This is a genomic window from Pseudomonas sp. LBUM1641 (assembly GCF_059716235.1).
Genome location: NZ_CP166815.1, coordinates 1,243,908 through 1,263,186, shown reverse-complemented (window position 1 = coordinate 1,263,186; position 19,279 = coordinate 1,243,908). Strand labels below are relative to the sequence as shown.

Annotated in this window: 14 protein-coding genes; 5 read left to right on the top strand and 9 right to left on the bottom strand. The window is 60.4% G+C overall.

The window, feature by feature from the left end:
* Positions 1-99: 99 nt before the first annotated feature.
* The 5 genes from ACA046_RS05710 (at position 100) to leuA (ending at position 9,429) form a co-directional block, all read left to right on the top strand.
* A complete protein-coding gene (locus ACA046_RS05710; protein WP_459026328.1) occupies positions 100-990 on the top strand; it encodes a LysR family transcriptional regulator in 891 nt (296 codons plus the stop codon).
* Between the two features lie 10 nt (positions 991-1,000).
* Positions 1,001-2,380: an exodeoxyribonuclease VII large subunit gene (gene xseA / locus ACA046_RS05705; protein WP_017478671.1), complete on the top strand. Its 1,380-nt coding sequence runs from the start codon at positions 1,001-1,003 to the stop codon at positions 2,378-2,380.
* A 3-nt stretch (positions 2,381-2,383) separates the two neighbouring features.
* Positions 2,384-3,205, top strand: coding sequence for a peptidoglycan DD-metalloendopeptidase family protein (locus tag ACA046_RS05700; protein WP_017478670.1), 822 nt, complete (start codon positions 2,384-2,386; stop codon positions 3,203-3,205).
* Between the two features lie 287 nt (positions 3,206-3,492).
* The gene (locus tag ACA046_RS05695) at positions 3,493-7,362 is read left to right on the top strand and encodes a dermonecrotic toxin domain-containing protein (RefSeq protein ID WP_497676076.1); all 3,870 of its coding nucleotides are present in this window, start codon (positions 3,493-3,495) and stop codon (positions 7,360-7,362) included.
* Between the two features lie 387 nt (positions 7,363-7,749).
* Positions 7,750-9,429 (top strand): 2-isopropylmalate synthase, encoded by a 1,680-nt coding sequence (gene leuA / locus ACA046_RS05690; RefSeq protein WP_063032988.1) that lies wholly within the window; start codon positions 7,750-7,752, stop codon positions 9,427-9,429.
* A 194-nt stretch (positions 9,430-9,623) separates the two neighbouring features.
* Here the strand turns inward: leuA and ACA046_RS05685 are convergent, their stop codons facing one another.
* The 9 genes from ACA046_RS05685 to pilW form a co-directional block, all read right to left on the bottom strand.
* The gene (locus ACA046_RS05685) at positions 9,624-10,415 is read right to left on the bottom strand and encodes an amidohydrolase (protein ID WP_459026321.1); all 792 of its coding nucleotides are present in this window, start codon (positions 10,413-10,415) and stop codon (positions 9,624-9,626) included.
* Positions 10,403-11,551, bottom strand: a complete 1,149-nt coding sequence (locus ACA046_RS05680) for a pyridoxal phosphate-dependent aminotransferase (protein ID WP_497676075.1) — start codon at positions 11,549-11,551, stop codon at positions 10,403-10,405. Before ACA046_RS05680 ends, ACA046_RS05685 begins: the two co-directional genes overlap by 13 nt.
* A gap of 108 nt (positions 11,552-11,659) precedes the next feature.
* Positions 11,660-13,129, bottom strand: coding sequence for a ribosome biogenesis GTPase Der (gene der, locus ACA046_RS05675; protein WP_088423691.1), 1,470 nt, complete (start codon positions 13,127-13,129; stop codon positions 11,660-11,662).
* A 139-nt stretch (positions 13,130-13,268) separates the two neighbouring features.
* The gene (bamB, locus tag ACA046_RS05670; protein WP_063032991.1) at positions 13,269-14,420 is read right to left on the bottom strand and encodes an outer membrane protein assembly factor BamB; all 1,152 of its coding nucleotides are present in this window, start codon (positions 14,418-14,420) and stop codon (positions 13,269-13,271) included.
* A complete protein-coding gene (locus tag ACA046_RS05665; protein WP_010176862.1) occupies positions 14,413-15,054 on the bottom strand; it encodes a YfgM family protein in 642 nt (213 codons plus the stop codon). Before ACA046_RS05665 ends, bamB begins: the two co-directional genes overlap by 8 nt.
* A gap of 40 nt (positions 15,055-15,094) precedes the next feature.
* Positions 15,095-16,384 carry a histidine--tRNA ligase gene (hisS, locus tag ACA046_RS05660; protein WP_076017543.1) on the bottom strand — a complete coding sequence of 430 codons (1,290 nt, stop codon included), beginning with the start codon at positions 16,382-16,384 and terminating at the stop codon, positions 15,095-15,097.
* Between the two features lie 21 nt (positions 16,385-16,405).
* Positions 16,406-17,515 (bottom strand): flavodoxin-dependent (E)-4-hydroxy-3-methylbut-2-enyl-diphosphate synthase, encoded by a 1,110-nt coding sequence (ispG, locus tag ACA046_RS05655; RefSeq protein WP_017478664.1) that lies wholly within the window; start codon positions 17,513-17,515, stop codon positions 16,406-16,408.
* A gap of 4 nt (positions 17,516-17,519) precedes the next feature.
* The gene (locus ACA046_RS05650; RefSeq protein ID WP_497676074.1) at positions 17,520-18,509 is read right to left on the bottom strand and encodes a RodZ domain-containing protein; all 990 of its coding nucleotides are present in this window, start codon (positions 18,507-18,509) and stop codon (positions 17,520-17,522) included.
* The gene (gene pilW, locus ACA046_RS05645; RefSeq protein WP_497676073.1) at positions 18,509-19,267 is read right to left on the bottom strand and encodes a type IV pilus biogenesis/stability protein PilW; all 759 of its coding nucleotides are present in this window, start codon (positions 19,265-19,267) and stop codon (positions 18,509-18,511) included. Before pilW ends, ACA046_RS05650 begins: the two co-directional genes overlap by 1 nt.
* Positions 19,268-19,279: the final 12 nt, after the last annotated feature.

Genomic DNA, 19,279 nt, shown 5'->3' with positions numbered 1-19,279 from the left:
GACGTATTCCTTATTGGAGATGGCCATCACTTTAGCCATTGGCGAGGGTTGCGACTAATATCTTCAAAGCCCGCCACCCATCTCGAAAAGGCATGACTTGTGATTTCCACCCGGCAGTTGCGTTACTTCGTCGAAATCGCCGAGAGCGGCAGCTTCAGCGCGGCGGCCGAGCGGCTGTTTGTAGCGCAATCGGCCCTCAGCCGGCAGATCAAGGAGCTGGAAAACCTGCTGCAAACGCCCTTGTTCGAACGCACCGCACGCCAGCCACGGCTAACGGCTGCGGGCGAGGCGTTTTACCCACGGGCACGCAACCTGCTGGGCGAACTGCTCAAAGCCAGTGAAATGGCGACGCAAGTGGGCAATGGCCAACTCGGCACGCTGCGGATGAGCCATTCGAGCACGGTGCCGATGAGTGGCCGCCTGCTGCGCGGCATCGGTGCTTGGCTGGAGCAATGCCCGGGCGTGTCGATGGAGATCGTCAAACTGTCCTCCGAAGCCCAGCTGGAAGAAATCGCCGACGGTCGGCTGGAGGTCGGGCTGTTGCGCTTGCCGGTGTTGCGCCAGCGCGAAGGCGTGCGCATCGTGCCTTTATATAGCGAGCGGCTGTTGCTGGCCGTGCCGCCGAACCACCGGTTGGCCGGGCACACATCCGGTATCGATTTGGCGCAACTGAAGAACGAAGCGTTTATCTCGATCCCTCACCCACAGCGCGGAGGGCTGAGTTACCTGTCAGCCGAGTTGTGCATGCGTGCAGGATTTTTCCCCAAGGCCGCCCGGGTGATGTCGCGCAAGACCACGCAGTTACAGCTGATCCAGGCCGGATTCGGGATCGCCCTGCTGCCGGAGTCGATGCGGGACATTGCGCCGGCCAACGTTCATTTTCTGCCCTTGGCCGATCCCGATTGCCAAAGCACCGTCGCCCTCGCCTGCCAGCAAACGCCGAGCGCGCTGGTGGAGCAGTTCTGTCAAACCCTGCACGAATGCCTATAAACTGCCGCCCATGATTAAAGATCCCTTTGCCCGTCTGGGCCTGGACCGCGAAGTCCTGACTGTCAGCCAGCTCAACGGCCGTGCGCGGGTGTTGCTGGAAGACGTGTTCACCAATATCTGGGTCGAAGGCGAGATCTCCAACCTCGCCCGCCCGGCCTCCGGCCACGTGTACTTCACCCTCAAGGACAGTGGCGCCCAAGTGCGTTGCGCACTGTTCCGGCAGAACGCCGCACGGGTGCGCCAGGCGTTGAAAGACGGCTTGGCGGTGAAGGTACGGGGCAAGGTCTCGCTGTTTGAAGGCCGTGGCGACTATCAGCTGATTCTCGACACGGTGGAGCCGGCCGGTGACGGCGCGTTGCGCCTGGCCTTCGACGCACTGAAGGAAAAACTCAGCGCTGAAGGTTTGTTCAGTGCCGAGCGCAAGGTGCCGCTGCCCGCGCACCCACGGCGCATCGGGATTATCAGCTCGCCCACCGGCGCGGTGATTCGCGACATCATCAGCGTGTTCCGCCGCCGGGCACCCAACGTGGAACTGACGTTGATCCCGACAGCCGTGCAAGGCCGTGAAGCGGTCGCGCAAATCGTCCGCGCACTGAAGCTGGCCGATGCACGGGGCTTCGACGCGTTGATCCTGGCCCGTGGCGGCGGCTCGCTGGAAGACCTCTGGTGCTTCAACGAAGAAGCGGTGGCGCGTGCGGTGGACGCCTGCGTGACACCCATCGTCAGCGCCGTTGGCCATGAGACCGATGTGTCGATCAGCGACTTTGTCGCCGACGTACGCGCCCCTACCCCTTCCGCCGCTGCCGAACTATTAGCGCCGGATTCCAGCCACCTGACTCGCCAGGTAGAGAATTTGCACCGCCGCCTGGTGATGCTGATGCGCAACCGCCTGACCCACGACCGCCTGCGCCTGGAAGGCATGGCCCGTCGCCTGCGTCACCCGGGCGAACGCCTGCGCCAGCAAGCCCAACGCCTCGACGACCTGGACATGCGCCTGCGCCGGGCCTTCGAGCGCAACCTGAATACCCGTCGTGAACGGCTGATCCGCCTGGAAACCCGCCTCGCCGGCCAACACCCAGGCCGCCAACTGGCCCTGTTGCGCCAACGCCTGGACAGCCTCGCCGAGCGCCTGCCGCGCGCCATGCGCGAAGGCCTCAAGGCCCGTCGCCTGCAACTGCAAAGCCAGGTGCAGACGCTGCACGTGGTCAGCCCGCTGGCCACTCTCGGACGCGGCTACAGCATCCTGCTCGACGAGCGCGGCCAGGCAATACGCAACGCCGCGCAAACCCACACCGGCCAGCGCCTGACCGCGCGCCTCGGTGAAGGCCAATTGCAAGTGCGGGTGGAAGACAACCACCTGACGCCCGTCACCCTCTCGTTACTGGATTGATTGATGCCACGCTTTTTAAGTTTGTTGATGCTGCTGTGCCTGACCTTCAATGCCCACGCCGACAGCTACATCACCCGGCTGCTGAACAAGCCGGTGCCCGGTGGCGTCGCGGTGGTCGACCTCGGTACCTCGGCGACTGCACCCAAAGCCACCTACCTGAACCGGCCAGTGCTGGTGGTGAAGGAACAGAACAACTGGCTGGCGATTGTGGGCATTCCGCTGACAGTCAAACCCGGCACCCAGCGAATCACCAGCGGCAGCCAGAACCTGCCGTTTGTCGTGGGGTTCAAGAAATACCCCGAGCAGCACATCACGCTGAAGAACAAAAGCCAGGTGAACCCGGACCCGGCGCAACTCAAGCGCATCGAAGGCGAGCTGGCGGTCCAGCTCAAAGCGTATCGCAGCTTCAGCCCGAACACGCCGAGCAACCTGCTGCTGGACAAACCGGTGAACGGGCCGCTGTCGAGCAAGTTCGGCGTACGACGCTTCTTCAATGGCGAGGAGCGTAATCCGCATTCCGGCCTGGACTTTGCCGTAGGCGCCGGCACGCCGATCAAGACCCCGGCGGCGGGCAAGGTGATCCTGACCGGCAACTACTTCTTTAACGGCAACACCGTGTTTGTCGACCATGGCCAGGGCTTTATCAGCATGTTCTGCCATATGTCGAAGATTGATGTGAGCGTCGGCCAGCAACTCGCCCGTGGAGCGGTAGTGGGCAAGGTCGGTTCTACCGGCCGGGCGACCGGGCCGCATATGCATTGGAACATCAGCCTGAACGATGCACGGGTGGATCCGGCGATCTTTATCGGCGCGTTTCAGCCCTGAACACTGCGCTGCACCCTCACCGGTGCGGCGTTCTTTGCTTACATTTCCCGCAGGAACCAACTCACTGTGAACCCTCACCCATCTGACGACTTACAAGGAACGTAACGACGACATTCAAATACTGTGAGGTTTCCCTTATGTTTGATCGTGTCACAACGCCCACGCTTCCCCCGTCGCCCCAGCCCCCCGTTTTACTTACCGCCACCTCAACATCAGCCTTCACTCCCCCACTGCCGGTCCCGACCTCCACCGCGTCTCACTCGAACTCAGCGTCAAATGACCTGCCGTTGCCCAAGTCGCCGGGAATACCGCCGGCCCGACAATCAGCGCTCGCAATACATTTCAAAGTCAGCGCTCAGCAAGCCTTCATCACTGACCACGACATCCTCACGACCGCCATGCAACGGCTGCATAGCCAGCAACCGAATTTCAAGGATTTCCAGCTGCAGCAACTGGCCACAATGTTTACCGGTCAGCCCCAACTCAATCCACCCGAGTTGACCTTCAAGCGCTGGATTCAACAGAGTGATGGCAGTATCAGGACACTCTCTGAGCAACCACTCCTGGATGCGCTGGATAAAAAGATTGCAGGGCTGGCGAGCAATACCGACGAGGACGCCAACGTACTGTCAGGCGTATTCACCCGAGGCAGTTCCAGCGAGCCGCCCACTTACATCAGCACAACGCACTCGTTAAGCACCATCGCCCAGCGCATCACCGAGCAATACCCCAAGACGGTAAGGAAATTCTGGACGACACCACGTCTATCAATCACAAACCCGCGTGTACCAAAGGCACCACAGGACGAATTGCTGCACCTGCACAAGCAACAACTCTCGAGACTGACTGCGCTGCGTGCAAGCGATAGCACCCTGAGCCCGACCAGCAAAAAGCTGATCGATACGGCACTGCAATACCCCACCCTGGCCGAACGCGAGCAGGTCTTTGCCAATGGCGCTCGCCCTGGCGTGTACCCGCTTACCCTGGATGACGGCACCGAACACGGCGCGTTACTCGCGGGCTCCTTTCTGATCACTCAAACGGATGGATCCTTTGCCAACCCACCGGCCTGGCCCAAAGGCAGATCCCTGGTGCTCAACGATGCCAATGGCCCAGTCGTGCTGTACACACCCGGCGAAGGATTCGAGGAGTTCGCCACACCTGCCCAAGCACGCGAGGCGGTGGCGCAACGTCTGGATCAAGGCGGATCCAGTAAGGATTTGCTGTTGCAGACCCTGCCACTGTCTCTGCAAAACCGGCCTGATCCTCCCACCGGGGACGACCTGATGCTCAGCGCCAAGCCGCTGCGAGGAGACGTGCTGGCCGCGGGAGTACCCGAGATGCTCAAGCGCCAGCAGGCCGAGATCAACGCGAGTCTGGCCAAAACACCCGCCCAATCCACCATCCCATTGCACAAGGCGATTGATGAGGCTGCCGACTGGTCCTACTTGCTTGACGGCAGCAATGCCGTGCTGGCACGCAACCAGAAACTGGCCGAGAGCCTGCAACCCGAGTGGATGAAAAACCTGACTCCGGGCCAGGAAGCGTTCTATGCCCATCTGGAACAAGGCGAGGAGAAAAGCGCGAACACACTGAATCCCCTGCTTGAGACGATTCCCTCACTGGCTACCTTCGCCCGAGACCGGATGAACGCAGCGATAACACAGCTATACCCGACGGCAGACGTGGATGCCGATCAGTTGATGGTCCAAGCGCAAACCAGAACCCGAATTCACACGGGCCGCCCAGGTCCCGCTCACGCGCCATCCGTAACACACACACGCCTGTCGCTGGCCGATCTTGCCCTGAAAAACCCAACCGAGTTCCCCACGGGCGAACCTTCCGGATTTACACAGATCACGTTCAAACTGCCGCTGGTCGACAAGCAGGGCAACCCGACACTGGACACTGACGGCAATCCGGTAGTCCTGGACACCAATCAGCTCAAAGCCATGGTCAATACGGCCGATGTGGGCGGTGAATACACCCGCCTGCTGAAGAAGGAACTGGCGACGGACGCCGCGTCGGGCCCCGCCGCGGAAAGACGCAAGGCCTGGAAAGCCAGCCAGACGAACCAGATGTATAAAGAGTTGCTTCTCTCGGAGTTGAACCCTTCTGCCTATAAGACTGAGGCGAAAGAAGACAAAACCACCAAACGCGCAGAGCAATGGGTCGCGGCCGTGGTGTACCACCCAGACCCGGCCAACCGCCCATCCGTCGACGGCCAGCCCATCGTCGCCCATACCCTCCTCCAAAGCGGCTTGCCCGTACAGGGCGTCATGGTGATTGCCAACGGCACAGACCCAGAGCGGGTGTTGTACACGCCGGACGCGCCCGACGGTTTGAGCTTCCGCGAACTGGCAGACCAAAACGCACTCAACACCCTGCTGGATAAAAACGAATGGAAGCTCTACACCGCGAACCGGAAGTCGCCAGTCAATAAGGATGACGTTGCCAAGGCAAGGGACGCGCTCAAACAGCACGCCAGCGCCCTGGGCACCAACCCGGCCGCCACCATCGATGCATTCATCAAGGCTCTCAAGCTTACGGGCGACGCCAATACCCTCACGCCCATAACCGGCAACGTCCAGGATGCGTTGTACAAACAAAAGGTACAGCTACTGGTCGATAAAGCCGACCACCAGTCAGTCAGCAGCGCTGAAGTGGCGGCGCAATCGACTACCAACAAGATCCAGTTCGGCATTGAAGTCGCTACGATGTTCCTCGACCTGCTGCCGGTGTTGGGCAAAGGTGTGTCCACGGCTGCCCGGCTAGGAAAGGCCGGGGTCACAGCGCTGCGTGCCAACGCAAGGGTGCTGCCCAAACTGATCAAGCATCCGGCGCTGGGGCGCGCGATCTATGCTGACTTTGCGACGTCGGCGACGGGGATCCCGGTGATTCGCACCTCGCAACTACGGCCGGTGGTAAAGCTCCCCATGCTCAAAGCACCGCCGCCGTTGGTGATCCCGCCACCGGCGCCAAGCTCGAGCCGCTCGCACGTCGTCACGACGAGCACTCCACCAGCAGCACCACTCTCAAGTGCAGGCCGTGACCTGAGCCGCTATGCCGTGCCGGATACGCTGATCCAGGGGCGCCCGCTGAGGCCGGACGGCACTTACAACGTCGGCGACCATTGGTACGTGCGCTTTACCGACAACACCGGGATGAACAAGGTGTACCAGATCGATTCGGCATTTCACGCACGCAGCGGACGGGTCAATATCGTCGACCCGAATGCCGCGCCAACGGCGCCCAGAAGCAGCAAAATCGTAGCGTCGGTGCAGTCCGCTGGAAACGGCGAATGGCGGTTGAATGAACTACCGGGAGGAGGAAAGCCATTACCCGAAACCGAGTTTATCAGCCGCAACAATGGCCGGTTGATCGAGGCCGATTTCACTCCGAACACGCTGCCGGTGGCTCGGCATTGGTTCAGGCGGGATGCTCAGCGCTTCTATCAGAACATGGTCGCAGGCGGTCAAATGCCACCGCGTCCGCCTCGGCTCACACTTGAGCCCGGAGCATCGCCTGCAGACCTCTTGCGTGATGCCGCCCGGGCCACCGACGTTGTCGTACTCGGTGAGATTCACAACGAAATCGCCAGCTTTCAGTTGATCAAGGAAAATATGCAGGCCATCAAGGAGGCCGGTTACACCACCATCGCTTTTGAAAGTGTCGAAACCAACACCGCAGGCCAAGTGGTCGACGCCGGCATGGGCAGTGGCCGGCCAGCAGGTGCATCGCCCACGCTTGCGGAACTGACTCAGCTTGCTCGGGAAAACGGCCTAACAGTAAAAGCCCTTGAGCATCGCTATTTGACCCGAAGGTCGGATATGCCGGGTTTTTACAAAGACGTTGGAGACAACGAAAAGGGCATTACTCGCCTGCAGGAGTTCAACTACTATGCGGCCCGCATCCTGCAAAACCGCAAGCCGGGTGAAAAAGTACTGGCCGTGGTCGGCAGGTCCCATATGAACACCGCCCGAAACATACCAGGGCTGGCCGAACTCACTGGCGGCATCGGGATCGGCGTGTACCCGGCGACAACATCGAACAGGAGCATTGCTATCAGTGGTCCATCAATACCGAGGGATCCCGGCAGCAGCGTAACGGGCAGCTTGACCGCCGGTGATTATCAGATCTTCCATAAAATCACTTGAGTGAACCCGGTACGCAAGGGTGAATCCCTCACCTTTGCGTATCCGATAGAAAAACTGTGACTGCCTCGTTTAAATTGCACACCTCTGGATAGCACCGCAATAACACTTAAGACCTTACAAAAAAACAGCAATAAATATCTATTAAATTCAATTAATGAAGAAATCCTATCAATTTTCCAAGACCACTTGCCATCTCTCCTGCCCACGATTAGGGTTGGACCTATGAAAACCTCTCACACCCTCATTCAGCTCCGCCAGCACCGCAGCCTGTGCCTCGTCAGCGCACGACTGCCAGGCTGAATCGATCTGCCTCGTCCTCTGCTTTATTCCCAATAACAGTTTTACGGCAGGCCGCCTCTTCTCGGCCCCTAAACAAAGGATTTCCCGATGAGCATGCTCAAAGACCCGTCTTCGAAGTACCGCGCGTTCCCGACCATTGATATCCCGGACCGCACCTGGCCGTCGAAGACCATTACCGCCGCGCCGATCTGGTGCAGTTCCGACTTGCGCGACGGCAACCAGTCGCTGATCGAGCCGATGGACGCGGTGAAAAAGCTGCGCTTCTGGAAGACCTTGGTCGCCGTCGGTGTGAAGGAAATCGAAGCCTCCTTCCCGGCCGCGTCGCAAACCGATTTCGACTTCGTGCGTACCCTGATCGAAGACAATCACATCCCCGAGGACACCACCATCCAGGTGCTGACCCAGGGCCGTGAAGACTTGATCGCACGCACCTTCGAATCCCTGCGCGGGGCGAAGAAAGCCATCGTTCACTTGTACAACGCCACCTCGCCGTCGTTCCGCCGCATCGTGTTCAACCAGGACAAGGACGGCATCAAGGCCATCGCGGTCAACGCGGCGAAGCTGTTCGTCAAATACGCCGCCCAGCAGCCGGAAACCCAGTGGACCTTCGAGTACTCGCCAGAGACCTTCAGCGCCACTGAGCTGGAGTTCGCCAAGGAAGTCTGTGATGCGGTGATCGAGGTCTGGAACCCGACCCCTGAGCACAAGGTGATTCTCAACCTGCCAGCTACCGTTGAATGCGCCACCCCGAACATCTATGCCGACCAGATCGAGTGGTTCGGTCGCCATATCAACCGTCGTGACAGCGTGATCATCAGCCTGCACACCCACAACGACCGTGGCACCGGCGTGGCCGCTACCGAATTGGGCCTGATGGCCGGCGCCGACCGTGTCGAAGGCTGCCTGTTCGGCAACGGCGAGCGTACCGGTAACGTCGACCTGGTGACCGTGGCGTTGAACATGTACACCCAGGGCCTCGACCCTCAGTTGGACTTCTCCGACATCGACGGCATCCGCAAAGTCGTCGAAGAGTGCAACCAGATCCCGGTGCACCCGCGTCACCCGTACGTCGGCGACCTGGTTCACACCGCGTTCTCCGGCTCTCACCAGGACGCGATCCGCAAGGGCTTTACCCAGCAGAAAGACGATGCCCTGTGGGAAGTGCCGTACTTGCCGATCGACCCGGCGGACATCGGCCGCAGCTACGAGGCAGTGATTCGCGTCAACAGCCAGTCGGGCAAAGGCGGCATCGCCTACCTGCTGGAGCAGGAATACGGCATCAGCTTGCCGCGCCGCATGCAGATCGAGTTCAGTCAGGTGGTACAGGCCGAAACCGACCGCGTGGGCCTGGAGATGACTGCCTCGCAGATCTACAGCTTGCTGCAGCGTGAATACCTGCAAGCCAACATTCCTTACGCGCTGGTCAGCCATCGCTTGCAGGAAGAGAACGGCAACAGCTCGGTGGAAGTTGAAGTCTCCGGCAAGGGCCAGGGCGAAACCAACCTGCGCTGGCATGGTAAAGGCAACGGCGCCCTGGAAGCGCTGGTGGCCGGCCTGCCGATTGGTGTTGAGATCATGGACTACAACGAACACGCGATTGGTGCCGGCACCAATGCCAAGGCCGCTGCTTACATTGAGCTGCGAGTGAACGGTGAGCGTCCGGTGCACGGCGTGGGTATTGATGAGAACATCACCACGGCGAGCTTCAAGGCGGTGTTCAGTGCGCTGAACCGCTCGTTGAGCCAGTTGGAAGCGAAAGCGGCGTAAACACTGACCGCTGAAATGCAAAAGGCCCCGGGATGAGAATCCAGGGGCTTTTTTATTAGAGTTTGTGGTGATTTTCAGGGCCTCTTCGCGAGCAAGCCCGCTCCCACATTTTGACCGCGTTCTTTCAGGTGGCGCAGGTCGAATGTGGGAGCGGGCTTGCTCGCGAAGGCAATCTATAAGGCGACGAAAATCCTTCAGGTGAACTCGAAGCTGTCCGCATCCAGGTTCGCCGGGAAGCGTGTGCGGTACTCCGCCAATTCCGCTGCGTCCAGGCACACCTGGAACACCCCGTCCGCCTCCCCTGCGCTCAGCAGGCTTTCTCCCTGGAAGTCCACGACCTGGCTGTCGCCGGTGTAGGCAAAACCCTTCCCGTCCGTGCCCACCCGATTTACCGCCGCCACGTAGCAAAGGTTTTCAATGGCCCGTGCCGGCAACAAGCGGTTCCAGTGCTGACGCCGAGCACCCGGCCAGTTGGCGGTGTACAGCAGCAGGTCCGTGTCCTGGGCGTCACGGCTCCACACCGGGAAGCGCAGGTCGTAGCAAATCAACGGACGAATCCGCCAGCCCTTGAGTTCGAACTGCACCTGGCGCTCGCCGGGGGTGTAGTGATCGTGCTCACCGGCCATGCGGAACAGGTGACGCTTATCGTAGTGCAGCACCTCGCCATCCGGGCGCGCCCACAGCAGGCGATTGCGGTGGCTGCCGTCGGCGGCCTGGATGATCACGCTGCCGGTGATCACCGCGTTGTACTTCTTCGCCTGGGCCTGCAGCCATTGATGAGTGGGGCCGTTTTCGGGCTCGGCGAGGGTTTCCGATTCCATCGAGAAACCGGTGGTGAACATCTCCGGCAACACGATCAGGTCGGCGCCCTCAGCCTGGTCCAGCAGCAGTTCGAAATGCTCCAGGTTGGCCTGGCGGTCGTGCCAGGCCAGGGTGGTTTGCACCAGGGCAATGTTCAGGTTTGGCAGTGCACTCAGATCACGCATAGTTTCTCGGCTGCTTGGCGCAGCGTCTCCTCGCGTTTGGCAAAGCACAGTCGCACCAGGCGCTGGCCCTGCGGTGGGTTCTGGTAGAACACCGAGACCGGAATGGTCGCCACGCCATGTTCGCGGGTCATCCATAGCGACATGGCGACGTCATCCAGGTCCGGGCGAATCTGTGAGTAATCCACCAGTTGGAAGTAAGTACCGGCCACCCGGGTAAAGCTGAAACGCGACGGCTCCAGCAGGTCGCAGAACAGGTCGCGCTTGGCTTGATAGAAAGCCGGCAATTCCTCTACGTGTTCCGGGTGTTCGGCCATGAAGTCTGCCAAAGCGTACTGCAATGGGGTCACGCCGCAAAAGTTGACATATTGATGCACCTTGCGCAGCTCGGCACTGAGGACCGGTGGCGCGACCACATAGCCGGTTTTCCAGCCGGTGACGTGGTAGGTCTTGCCGAAGGAGCTGACCACGAAGGCGCGCTGGTACAGCTCTTCGTGGGCCAGCACGCTGACGTGGGGCACCCCGTCGAATACCAGGTGCTCGTAGACCTCGTCGCTGACCAGGTAGATGTCGCGGTCGCGGATCAACTCGGCCAACTGGTCCAGCTCGGCGCGGCTGATCAGGGCACCGGTGGGGTTGTGCGGGCTGTTGAGGATGATCATGCGGGTGCGCGGGGACAGCGCCGCCTTGATCTGTTCGAAGTCGAGGGAGAAGTCATCCAGGCCCAGTTGCACATGCACGCAGCGACCGCCCGCCAGCTCAACCGAGGGCTCATAGCTGTCGTAGGCCGGATCGAACACGATCACTTCATCACCGCTGCGGATCACCGCCTGGATCGCACAGAAGATCGCTTCAGTTGCGCCAGGGGTGATGGTTACTTCGCTGTCGGCATTCACCGTGGCGCCATAGCTGCGGGCGATCTTGGCCGCCACTTGCTGACGCAGCACCGGCAGGCCGGTCATGGGTGCGTACTGGTTATGGCCCAGAGCAATGTGCTTGCCCACCGCATCGAGCAAACCCTGAGGCCCATTGAAGTCGGGAAAGCCTTGGGACAGGTTGAGCGCACCGGTTTCGGCGGCGAGTTGCGACATGGTGGTGAAGATGGTGGTGCCGACATTCGGCAGCTTACTGGTGATCATCGGTGCGCCCCTTGCGGTGAGCCCCAAGTTTTAAGCTGCATGCCGCGAAGGGTCAACCGCCAGGCACAAAAAAGGGCTCTTAAAGAGCCCTTTTTCAACCGATCAGGATCAGCGCTTGTCGCGGCGCTTTTTGTCGGCTTTCTTGTGGTGCGTCATCATCCGGCGCTTTTTGTTTACTTGGCGGTCGGTGAGGCTGTTCTTGTTACCTTCGTACGGGTTCTCGCCACCCTTGAACTCGATACGGATCGGCGTACCGACTAGTTTCAAGACACGGCGATAGGTGTTTTCCAGGTAACGCACGTAGGACTTCGGCACCTTCTCCAGCTGGTTACCGTGGATCACGATAATCGGCGGGTTGGCACCACCCAAGTGAGCGTAACGCAGCTTGATCCGACGGTTGTTGACCATCGGCGGCGCGTGCTCGCTGACCGCATCTTCCAGAATCTGGGTCAGGCGGTTGGTCGGCCAGCGGGTGACCGCGGACTTGAACGAGTTCTGCACCGAAGCGTAGAGATTGCCCACGCCGGTACCGTGCAGTGCCGAGATAAAGTGGATATCGGCAAACTCGACGAAGAACAGGCGACGCTGCAGCTCGATCTTGACGAAATCGCGCTCGCTCGGCGTCATGCCATCCCACTTGTTGATCGCGATCACCAGGGCGCGACCGGCTTCCAGGGCAAAGCCCAGCAAGTTCAGGTCGTGGTCTACCACGCCTTCGCGGGCGTCCATGACGAAGATCACCACGTTGGCGTCTTTGATCGCCTGCAGGGTTTTCACCACGGAGAACTTTTCAACTTCCTCGTGGATCTTGCCGCGCTTGCGCACACCGGCGGTGTCGATCAGCGTGTACTTCTCGTCGTTACGCTCGAACGGGATGTAGATACTGTCGCGGGTGGTGCCGGGTTCGTCATAGACGATTACCCGATCTTCACCGAGCATGCGGTTGACCAGGGTCGACTTGCCGACGTTCGGGCGGCCGATGATCGCGATCTTGATACCGTCTTTTTCGCTTGGGCCAGGAATGCGCTTGGCTTCCTCGCCTTCGGCAACGATCTCTTCTTCGCCTTCGACTTCATCCACGTCATCACGCGGGAAGTCGCGCAGGGCGATTTCCAGCATCTGGGTGATACCGCGACCGTGGGCACCGGCGATCGGGATCGCGTCGCCCAGGCCCATCGGGCTGAATTCGGCGCGGGCCATTTCAGGATCGATGTTGTCGATCTTGTTGGCTACCACGTAGGAACGCTTGTTGCGCTTGCGCAGGTGCTCGCCAATCATTTGGTCAGCAGCGGTGTAGCCCGCGCGGGCGTCCACCAGGAACAACACGACATCAGCTTCTTCAATGGCCAGCAGCGACTGCTCGGCCATCTTTTCGTCCATGCCATGCTCGTCACCGGAGATACCACCGGTGTCGACAATAATGTAGGAGCGCCCTTGCCACTTTGCCTCACCGTATTGGCGATCACGGGTCAGACCGGACAAGTCGCCGACAATGGCGTCGCGAGTCCTGGTCAGGCGGTTGAACAAGGTGGACTTGCCGACGTTCGGTCGGCCCACCAGGGCGATTACGGGAACCATGCGGCTCTCCACTTCGTTATTTCAGAAAATACAAAAGCCGCTGCAAGGCAGCGGCTGGTGCTCGGGGCAGCATATTCAAATGCCGCATGCCCCGCCGAAGCGGGGCCGCCTGGGTGTTACCCCAAGCATAGTCAAACCATTACTTGATGGTCAGCGCTTCCAGTTTGCCGCTGTTGCCATACACGTAAAGCATGTTACCCACTACCAGCGGACGAGCACGCAGGCCGTCGCTGTCGATACGTTCGCGACCGACGAAGCGACCGTCCACCTGGCTCAGCAGGTGCAGGTAGCCTTCAAAGTCGCCTACCGCTACGTAGCTGGAGAACACTTCCGGTGCCGACAACTGACGGCGAGCCAGGGAGTCGTTGCTCCACAATGCAGTGGTGGAACGCTCGTCGACACTTTCAACCGTGCCAGACGCCAGGCTTACGTAGACGCTGCCAAACCCTTGGGCGACACCGGCGTAGCTGGAAGCATCACGCTGCCAGTTGATCCGGCCGCTCTGCACGTCCAGCGCCGCAACACGGCCCTGGTAAGTGGCGACGTAAAGGGTATCACCCGACAGCAGCAAGCCACCGTCGATGTCCACTACGCGGTCCAGTTCCGAACGACCCTGAGGAATAGCAACCCGGGTTTCCCAGGCCGGTACGCCGTTCTGGGTGTCCAGGGCGACCACTTTACCGGTCGACAGGCCTGCCAGTGCGAGGTTGCTGGTCACAACCGGACCGCTGGTACCGCGCAAGGTCAGGACCGCCGGCGTGCTGTCGTACAACCAGCGCTGGTTACCGGTGGCGGCGTCGAGGCCGATCACACGGTCATCCTGGGTTTGCACGACAACGATGTCACCGTTGGTAGCCGGTGGCGAGAGCACTTCACTGGTCACGCGAGCGCGCCATTTCTCTTCACCGGTGCTCTCGTCCAGCGCCACCACATCGCCTTTCAGCGTGCCAAGCAGCACCATGCCGGAACCCACGCCTACGGCGCCGGACACAGGCAGTTCGAGATCTTTCTTCCATTTGACGTCGCCGTTCATGCGATCCATGGAGACCACAACGCCGGTGGAGTCAGCAGCGAAGATGGTGTCACCGTCGATAGCCGGAACCATCAGGTTGTACAGATCGCCCTGACCGTCACCAATGGAGCGGCTCCATTGCTTTTGCAGGACCACTTCTTCCTTGAAGCTGGTCAGCTCGGCCGGAGGCAGTTCTTTTTTGCTGTTGCTGCTGCAACCCGCGGCCAAAACGGCCAGAGCCAGCAATGCTGCATGTTTCCAACGGATCACGTCACGCATCCCCTTTGGCCAAGTCGTCGAGCTTGATTTGTAAGCCACCGACCGCCGCTTCATCAGACAGCGCCGCCTTGGCTTTTTGGTACGCAGCATTGGCTTCGTCGGTACGACCCAATTGGACCAGGAGGTCGCCCTTGAGCTCTTCACGAGTAGCCAGGAATGCCTTGTCAGCATCGCCGTCGAGCAGTTTCAGTGCGTCGTCGGCCTTGTTCTGTGCCGCGAGTACCTGAGCCAGACGCTGACGTGCGATTTCACCCAGTGTCGGGTTGGCCGGCTTGTCGGTGATGGCTTTCAGCTCGGAGGCTGCGTCATCCAGCTTGCCGTTGTCGACCGCAACTTTTGCGACGAACAGGCTGCCGTATTGCGCGTAAGTGCTACCGCCAAATTCGCTCTTCAGCTTGCCGGCCAGGTCTGCCACTTGGGCGAGGTCAGGCTTGCCGTTGGGCGTCAGCGTGGTTTCCAGCAATTGCTGATAGATAATCGAGGCGCCTTGCGACTGGTTAGCCTGATACTTGTGCCAGGCTTGCCAGCCGAACACCACTACTAAAGCCAGCAAACCGCCAGTGACCAGGGGCTTGCCGTTGCGCTGCCACCAGTCTTTGAACTCGGCCAGCTGGTCATCATCAGTACTCGACACCCCAATACTCCTTAATCGCTAAATCGGCTGTTTGACAGCTTCAACCCTGCACGATGCAGGTGGCCAGGTGCGCTGCAAGCGCATCAAAGGCAATGCTTTGTTGTTCACCCTGACCACGCAGGGGTTTGAAACTTACCACTTGCTGGGCCAGTTCATCATCACCCAGGATCAGTGCATACAACGCACCGCTCTTGTCGGCTTTCTTGAACTGGCTTTTGAAGCTGCCGGCGCCGGCATTGACTTGCAGGCGCAGGTTCGGCAGTTGGTCGCGCAACTTCTCGCTCAGGGCCAGGGCAGCCAGTTCGGCCGCCTCGCCGAAGGCACAGAAGTACACGTCCACCTGACGGGAGATTTCTTCGGGGACCTGCTCCAGGGTTTCCAGCAGCAGGATCAGCCGCTCGATGCCCATGGCGAAACCAACACCAGTGGTCGGCTTGCCGCCCATCTGCTCGACCAGGCCGTCGTAACGGCCACCGGCACACACGGTGCCCTGGGCGCCGAGCTTGTCAGTGACCCACTCGAACACGGTCTTGCTGTAGTAATCGAGGCCACGCACCAGTTTCGGGTTGATGACGTACGGAATACCGGCTGCATCCAGACGAGCCTTGAGGCCCTCGAAGTGGATGCGAGACTCGTCGTCCAGGTAGTCGGCCATTTTCGGCGCGTCCACGAGTACGGCCTGGGTCTCGGCGTTCTTGGTGTCCAGTACCCGCAGCGGGTTGGTTTTCAGGCGACGCTGGCTGTCTTCGTCCAGCTTGTCCAGGTGGCCCGACAGGAATTCCACCAGGGCTTCGCGGTAGCGGCCCCGGGATTCGCTGGTGCCCAGGCTGTTGAGCTCAAGCTTGACCGCGTCGCGAATACCCAGCATGCCCCACAGGCGCCAGGTCAGCACGATCAGCTCGGCGTCGATGTCCGGACCGTCGAGATTGAACACTTCGAGGCCAATCTGGTGGAACTGGCGATAACGACCTTTCTGCGGACGCTCGTGGCGGAACATCGGGCCGATGTACCAGAGCTTCTGCGGCTGGCCACCGCCGGTAAGGCCATGCTCGAGCACTGCACGCACGCACGCGGCAGTGCCTTCCGGACGCAGGGTCAGGGAGTCGCCGTTGCGGTCTTCGAAGGTGTACATCTCTTTTTCGACGATGTCGGTCACTTCACCGATGGAGCGCTTGAACAGCTCGGTGAACTCGACGATCGGCATGCGGATCTGCTTGTAACCGTAGTTATCCAGCAGGCGCGCGACAGTGCCCTCGAAGTAGCGCCACAGGGGCGTCTGCTCAGGCAGGATGTCGTTCATGCCACGAATGGCTTGCAGAGACTTGCTCACATCTAATCCTTAAATTCGTTCTTAGCCGCGCGCGATCAGCGCTGCGTCAGCCGCGACTTTTTCGGCCGCTTTCTGGCGGATCAGCCGTTCCAGCTCATCCACCAGATTGTCATTCGTCAGTTTCTGCGACGGCTTGCCGTCGATGTAAATCAGGTTTGGCGTACCGCCGGTCAGGCCCACATGGGCTTCTTTGGCCTCACCCGGCCCGTTGACCACACAGCCAATCACTGCAACATCCAGCGGCACCAGCAGATCTTCGAGGCGTACTTCCAGTTCGTTCATGGTTTTCACCACGTCGAAGTTCTGCCGCGAGCAGCTCGGGCAGGCAATGAAGTTGATGCCACGGGAACGCAAATGCAGGGATTTGAGAATGTCGTAACCGACTTTCACTTCCTCTACCGGGTCTGCCGCGAGGGAGATGCGAATAGTATCGCCAATCCCGTCGGCCAGCAGCATACCGAGACCCACCGCAGATTTCACTGTGCCTGAGCGTAAACCGCCGGCTTCGGTGATACCCAGGTGCAGCGGCTGGACGATTTCCTTGGCCAGCAGGCGGTACGCTTCTACCGCCATGAACACGTCGGAAGCCTTTACGCTGACCTTGAAGTCTTGGAAATTCAGGCGCTCAAGGTGTTCAACGTGGCGCAACGCGGACTCGACCAGGGCGGCCGGAGTCGGCTCGCCGTATTTCTTTTGCAGGTCTTTTTCCAGGGAACCGGCGTTGACGCCGATGCGGATTGGGATCCCGCGATCACGGGCGGCATCCACCACGGCGCGAACCCGGTCTTCACGACCGATGTTGCCCGGGTTGATCCGCAGGCAATCGACGCCCAGTTCGGCCACGCGCAAAGCGATCTTGTAGTCGAAGTGGATATCGGCGACCAGCGGCACCTTGACCAGTTGCTTGATGCGGCCAAAGGCTTCGGCAGCGTCCATGTCCGGTACGGAAACCCGCACGATGTCGACGCCCGCCGCTTCCAGGCGATTGATCTGGGCGACAGTGGCCGCCACATCATTGGTGTCGCTGTTGGTCATGCTCTGTACTGCGATGGGGGCATCGCCGCCCACCGGCACCGAGCCGACCCAGATCTTGCGCGATACGCGACGTTTGATTGGAGATTCGCCGTGCATGACTTTATTGTCCCAACTTCAGGCGAGCAGTCTCGCCACTGGTGAACGGCGCCACGTCCACAGGCTGGCCGTTGTAGGCCACTTGCGCGCCACGGGCATAGCCCAGACGCAGCGTCAAAGGAGGCTTGCCGCCCTGGTCAAGTGTATCTCCCTTACGCTTCAGACCACTGAACAGCACCTTGCCGTTGCCATCGGAGACTTGCGTCCAGCAGTCAGCGACGTAGGTAATTTGTACTCGGCCATCACCGGCGATCAGCACCGGGGTGGTTGGCGCGGAAACCGCCGGGGCAGCCGGAGCGGTTGGCGCCGGTGCCTGCGCCGGCACCACCGGGGTGTGCGCTGGAGCAGTTGGCGTGGCGGCAACGGCAGGAGCCGGGGCCGGTGCCACCGGGGTCACTGCCGGGGCAGTTCCCGCTTGCGGAGCAGACTGCTCGGCGCCAGGCTCTGCCTCAGGTGCCGCCTGGCTCTCGGCCACGGCCTGGTCTTCCGGTTCGTCCAATGGATGAATCTGGGTGGTGCCGTCGGCGCTTTCGACTTCGACGTGCTCCATGGCGTTGCTGGACAGGTCCTTGCCGCGTTGGGAGGTCTGGTCCTGCCACCATACAAAACCACCGCCGATCACGGCGATCAGCAGCAACAGGCTGACAATTCGCAAAATCGTGTGGGAAACACGCACAGGCTCTTCAATGCGGCCCAGGCCATGGACGTTACTGCCCTGGGAATCGGTACCGGTGATCTGGTCGAATTGCTGGACCAATGCGGCCTGGTCAATACCGAGCAGCTTGGCGTAGGCACGGATATAGCCGCGGGCAAAGGTATGCCCTGGCAGCTTGTCGAACGCGCCAGCTTCAAGGTTGCCCAATGAAGTCGTGGTCAAATTGAGCTTGAGGGCCACTTCTGCCAGCGACCAACCATTGCTTTCGCGGGCCTGACGCAAGGTCTCGCCTGGGTTTCCACGATTAGCTGCTACAACTTCCGGGTGCGCCGCTTTCATCATTGCTCCGACAGGTATTGCTGATATTCCGGCGTACCGGGATAGAGTCGTTCGAGTTGCTGGCCAAAACGTGCGGCCTTGTCGCGTTCTTCATGAACCGTCGCCAGGCGCACACCGAGCAATAGACTACGTGCATTTTGCCCGCTCAGCAGGCTAAAACGCTCGTAATAGTCACGTGCCGGCACATAATGCCTGTCTTCGAAGGACAACTCAGCCATTTCGAGCAAGGCTCGTGGCTGGCGCTGGTTCAGGTGCAGGGCTTTTTCCAGTTGCTGGCGGGCGGTGTCGCGCCGGCCGAGAAGCATTGAGGTCACCCCAAGGTTCTCGAAAACCCGCGAGCGCTCAGGATAAAGGGTATCGGCCGCAGCCTGCTGGAAATATTCGGACGCCTGGTCATAACGTTTCTGCGCAAACAAAAAACTGCCGTAGTTATTCAGCAGTCTTGGGTCGCCAGGACGTGAGGCCAGGGCCTTGTGGAAATATTGATCGGCCAATTCAGGCTCGGCCTGGGCCTGGAATACCAAGGCCAACGCAGCATTGGCATCGGCGTCGCTGCCATCCAGCTCGAGGGCCTTCTTCAGCGGCACCTTGGCCCGTTCGGCCATTCCTTGCTGCAAGTACCCCAAGCCCAACTGCACATAGGCAGCACGCGCCTCGTCACGGCCCTTGCCGGTTTGCAGCGGGCTGTCATGGCCCGATGAAACACAGCCAGCCGCGAGGCTGGCAACAAGCAAAAGCAGCGCAAGGCGCAAGGGCATAGAGATCCTCTC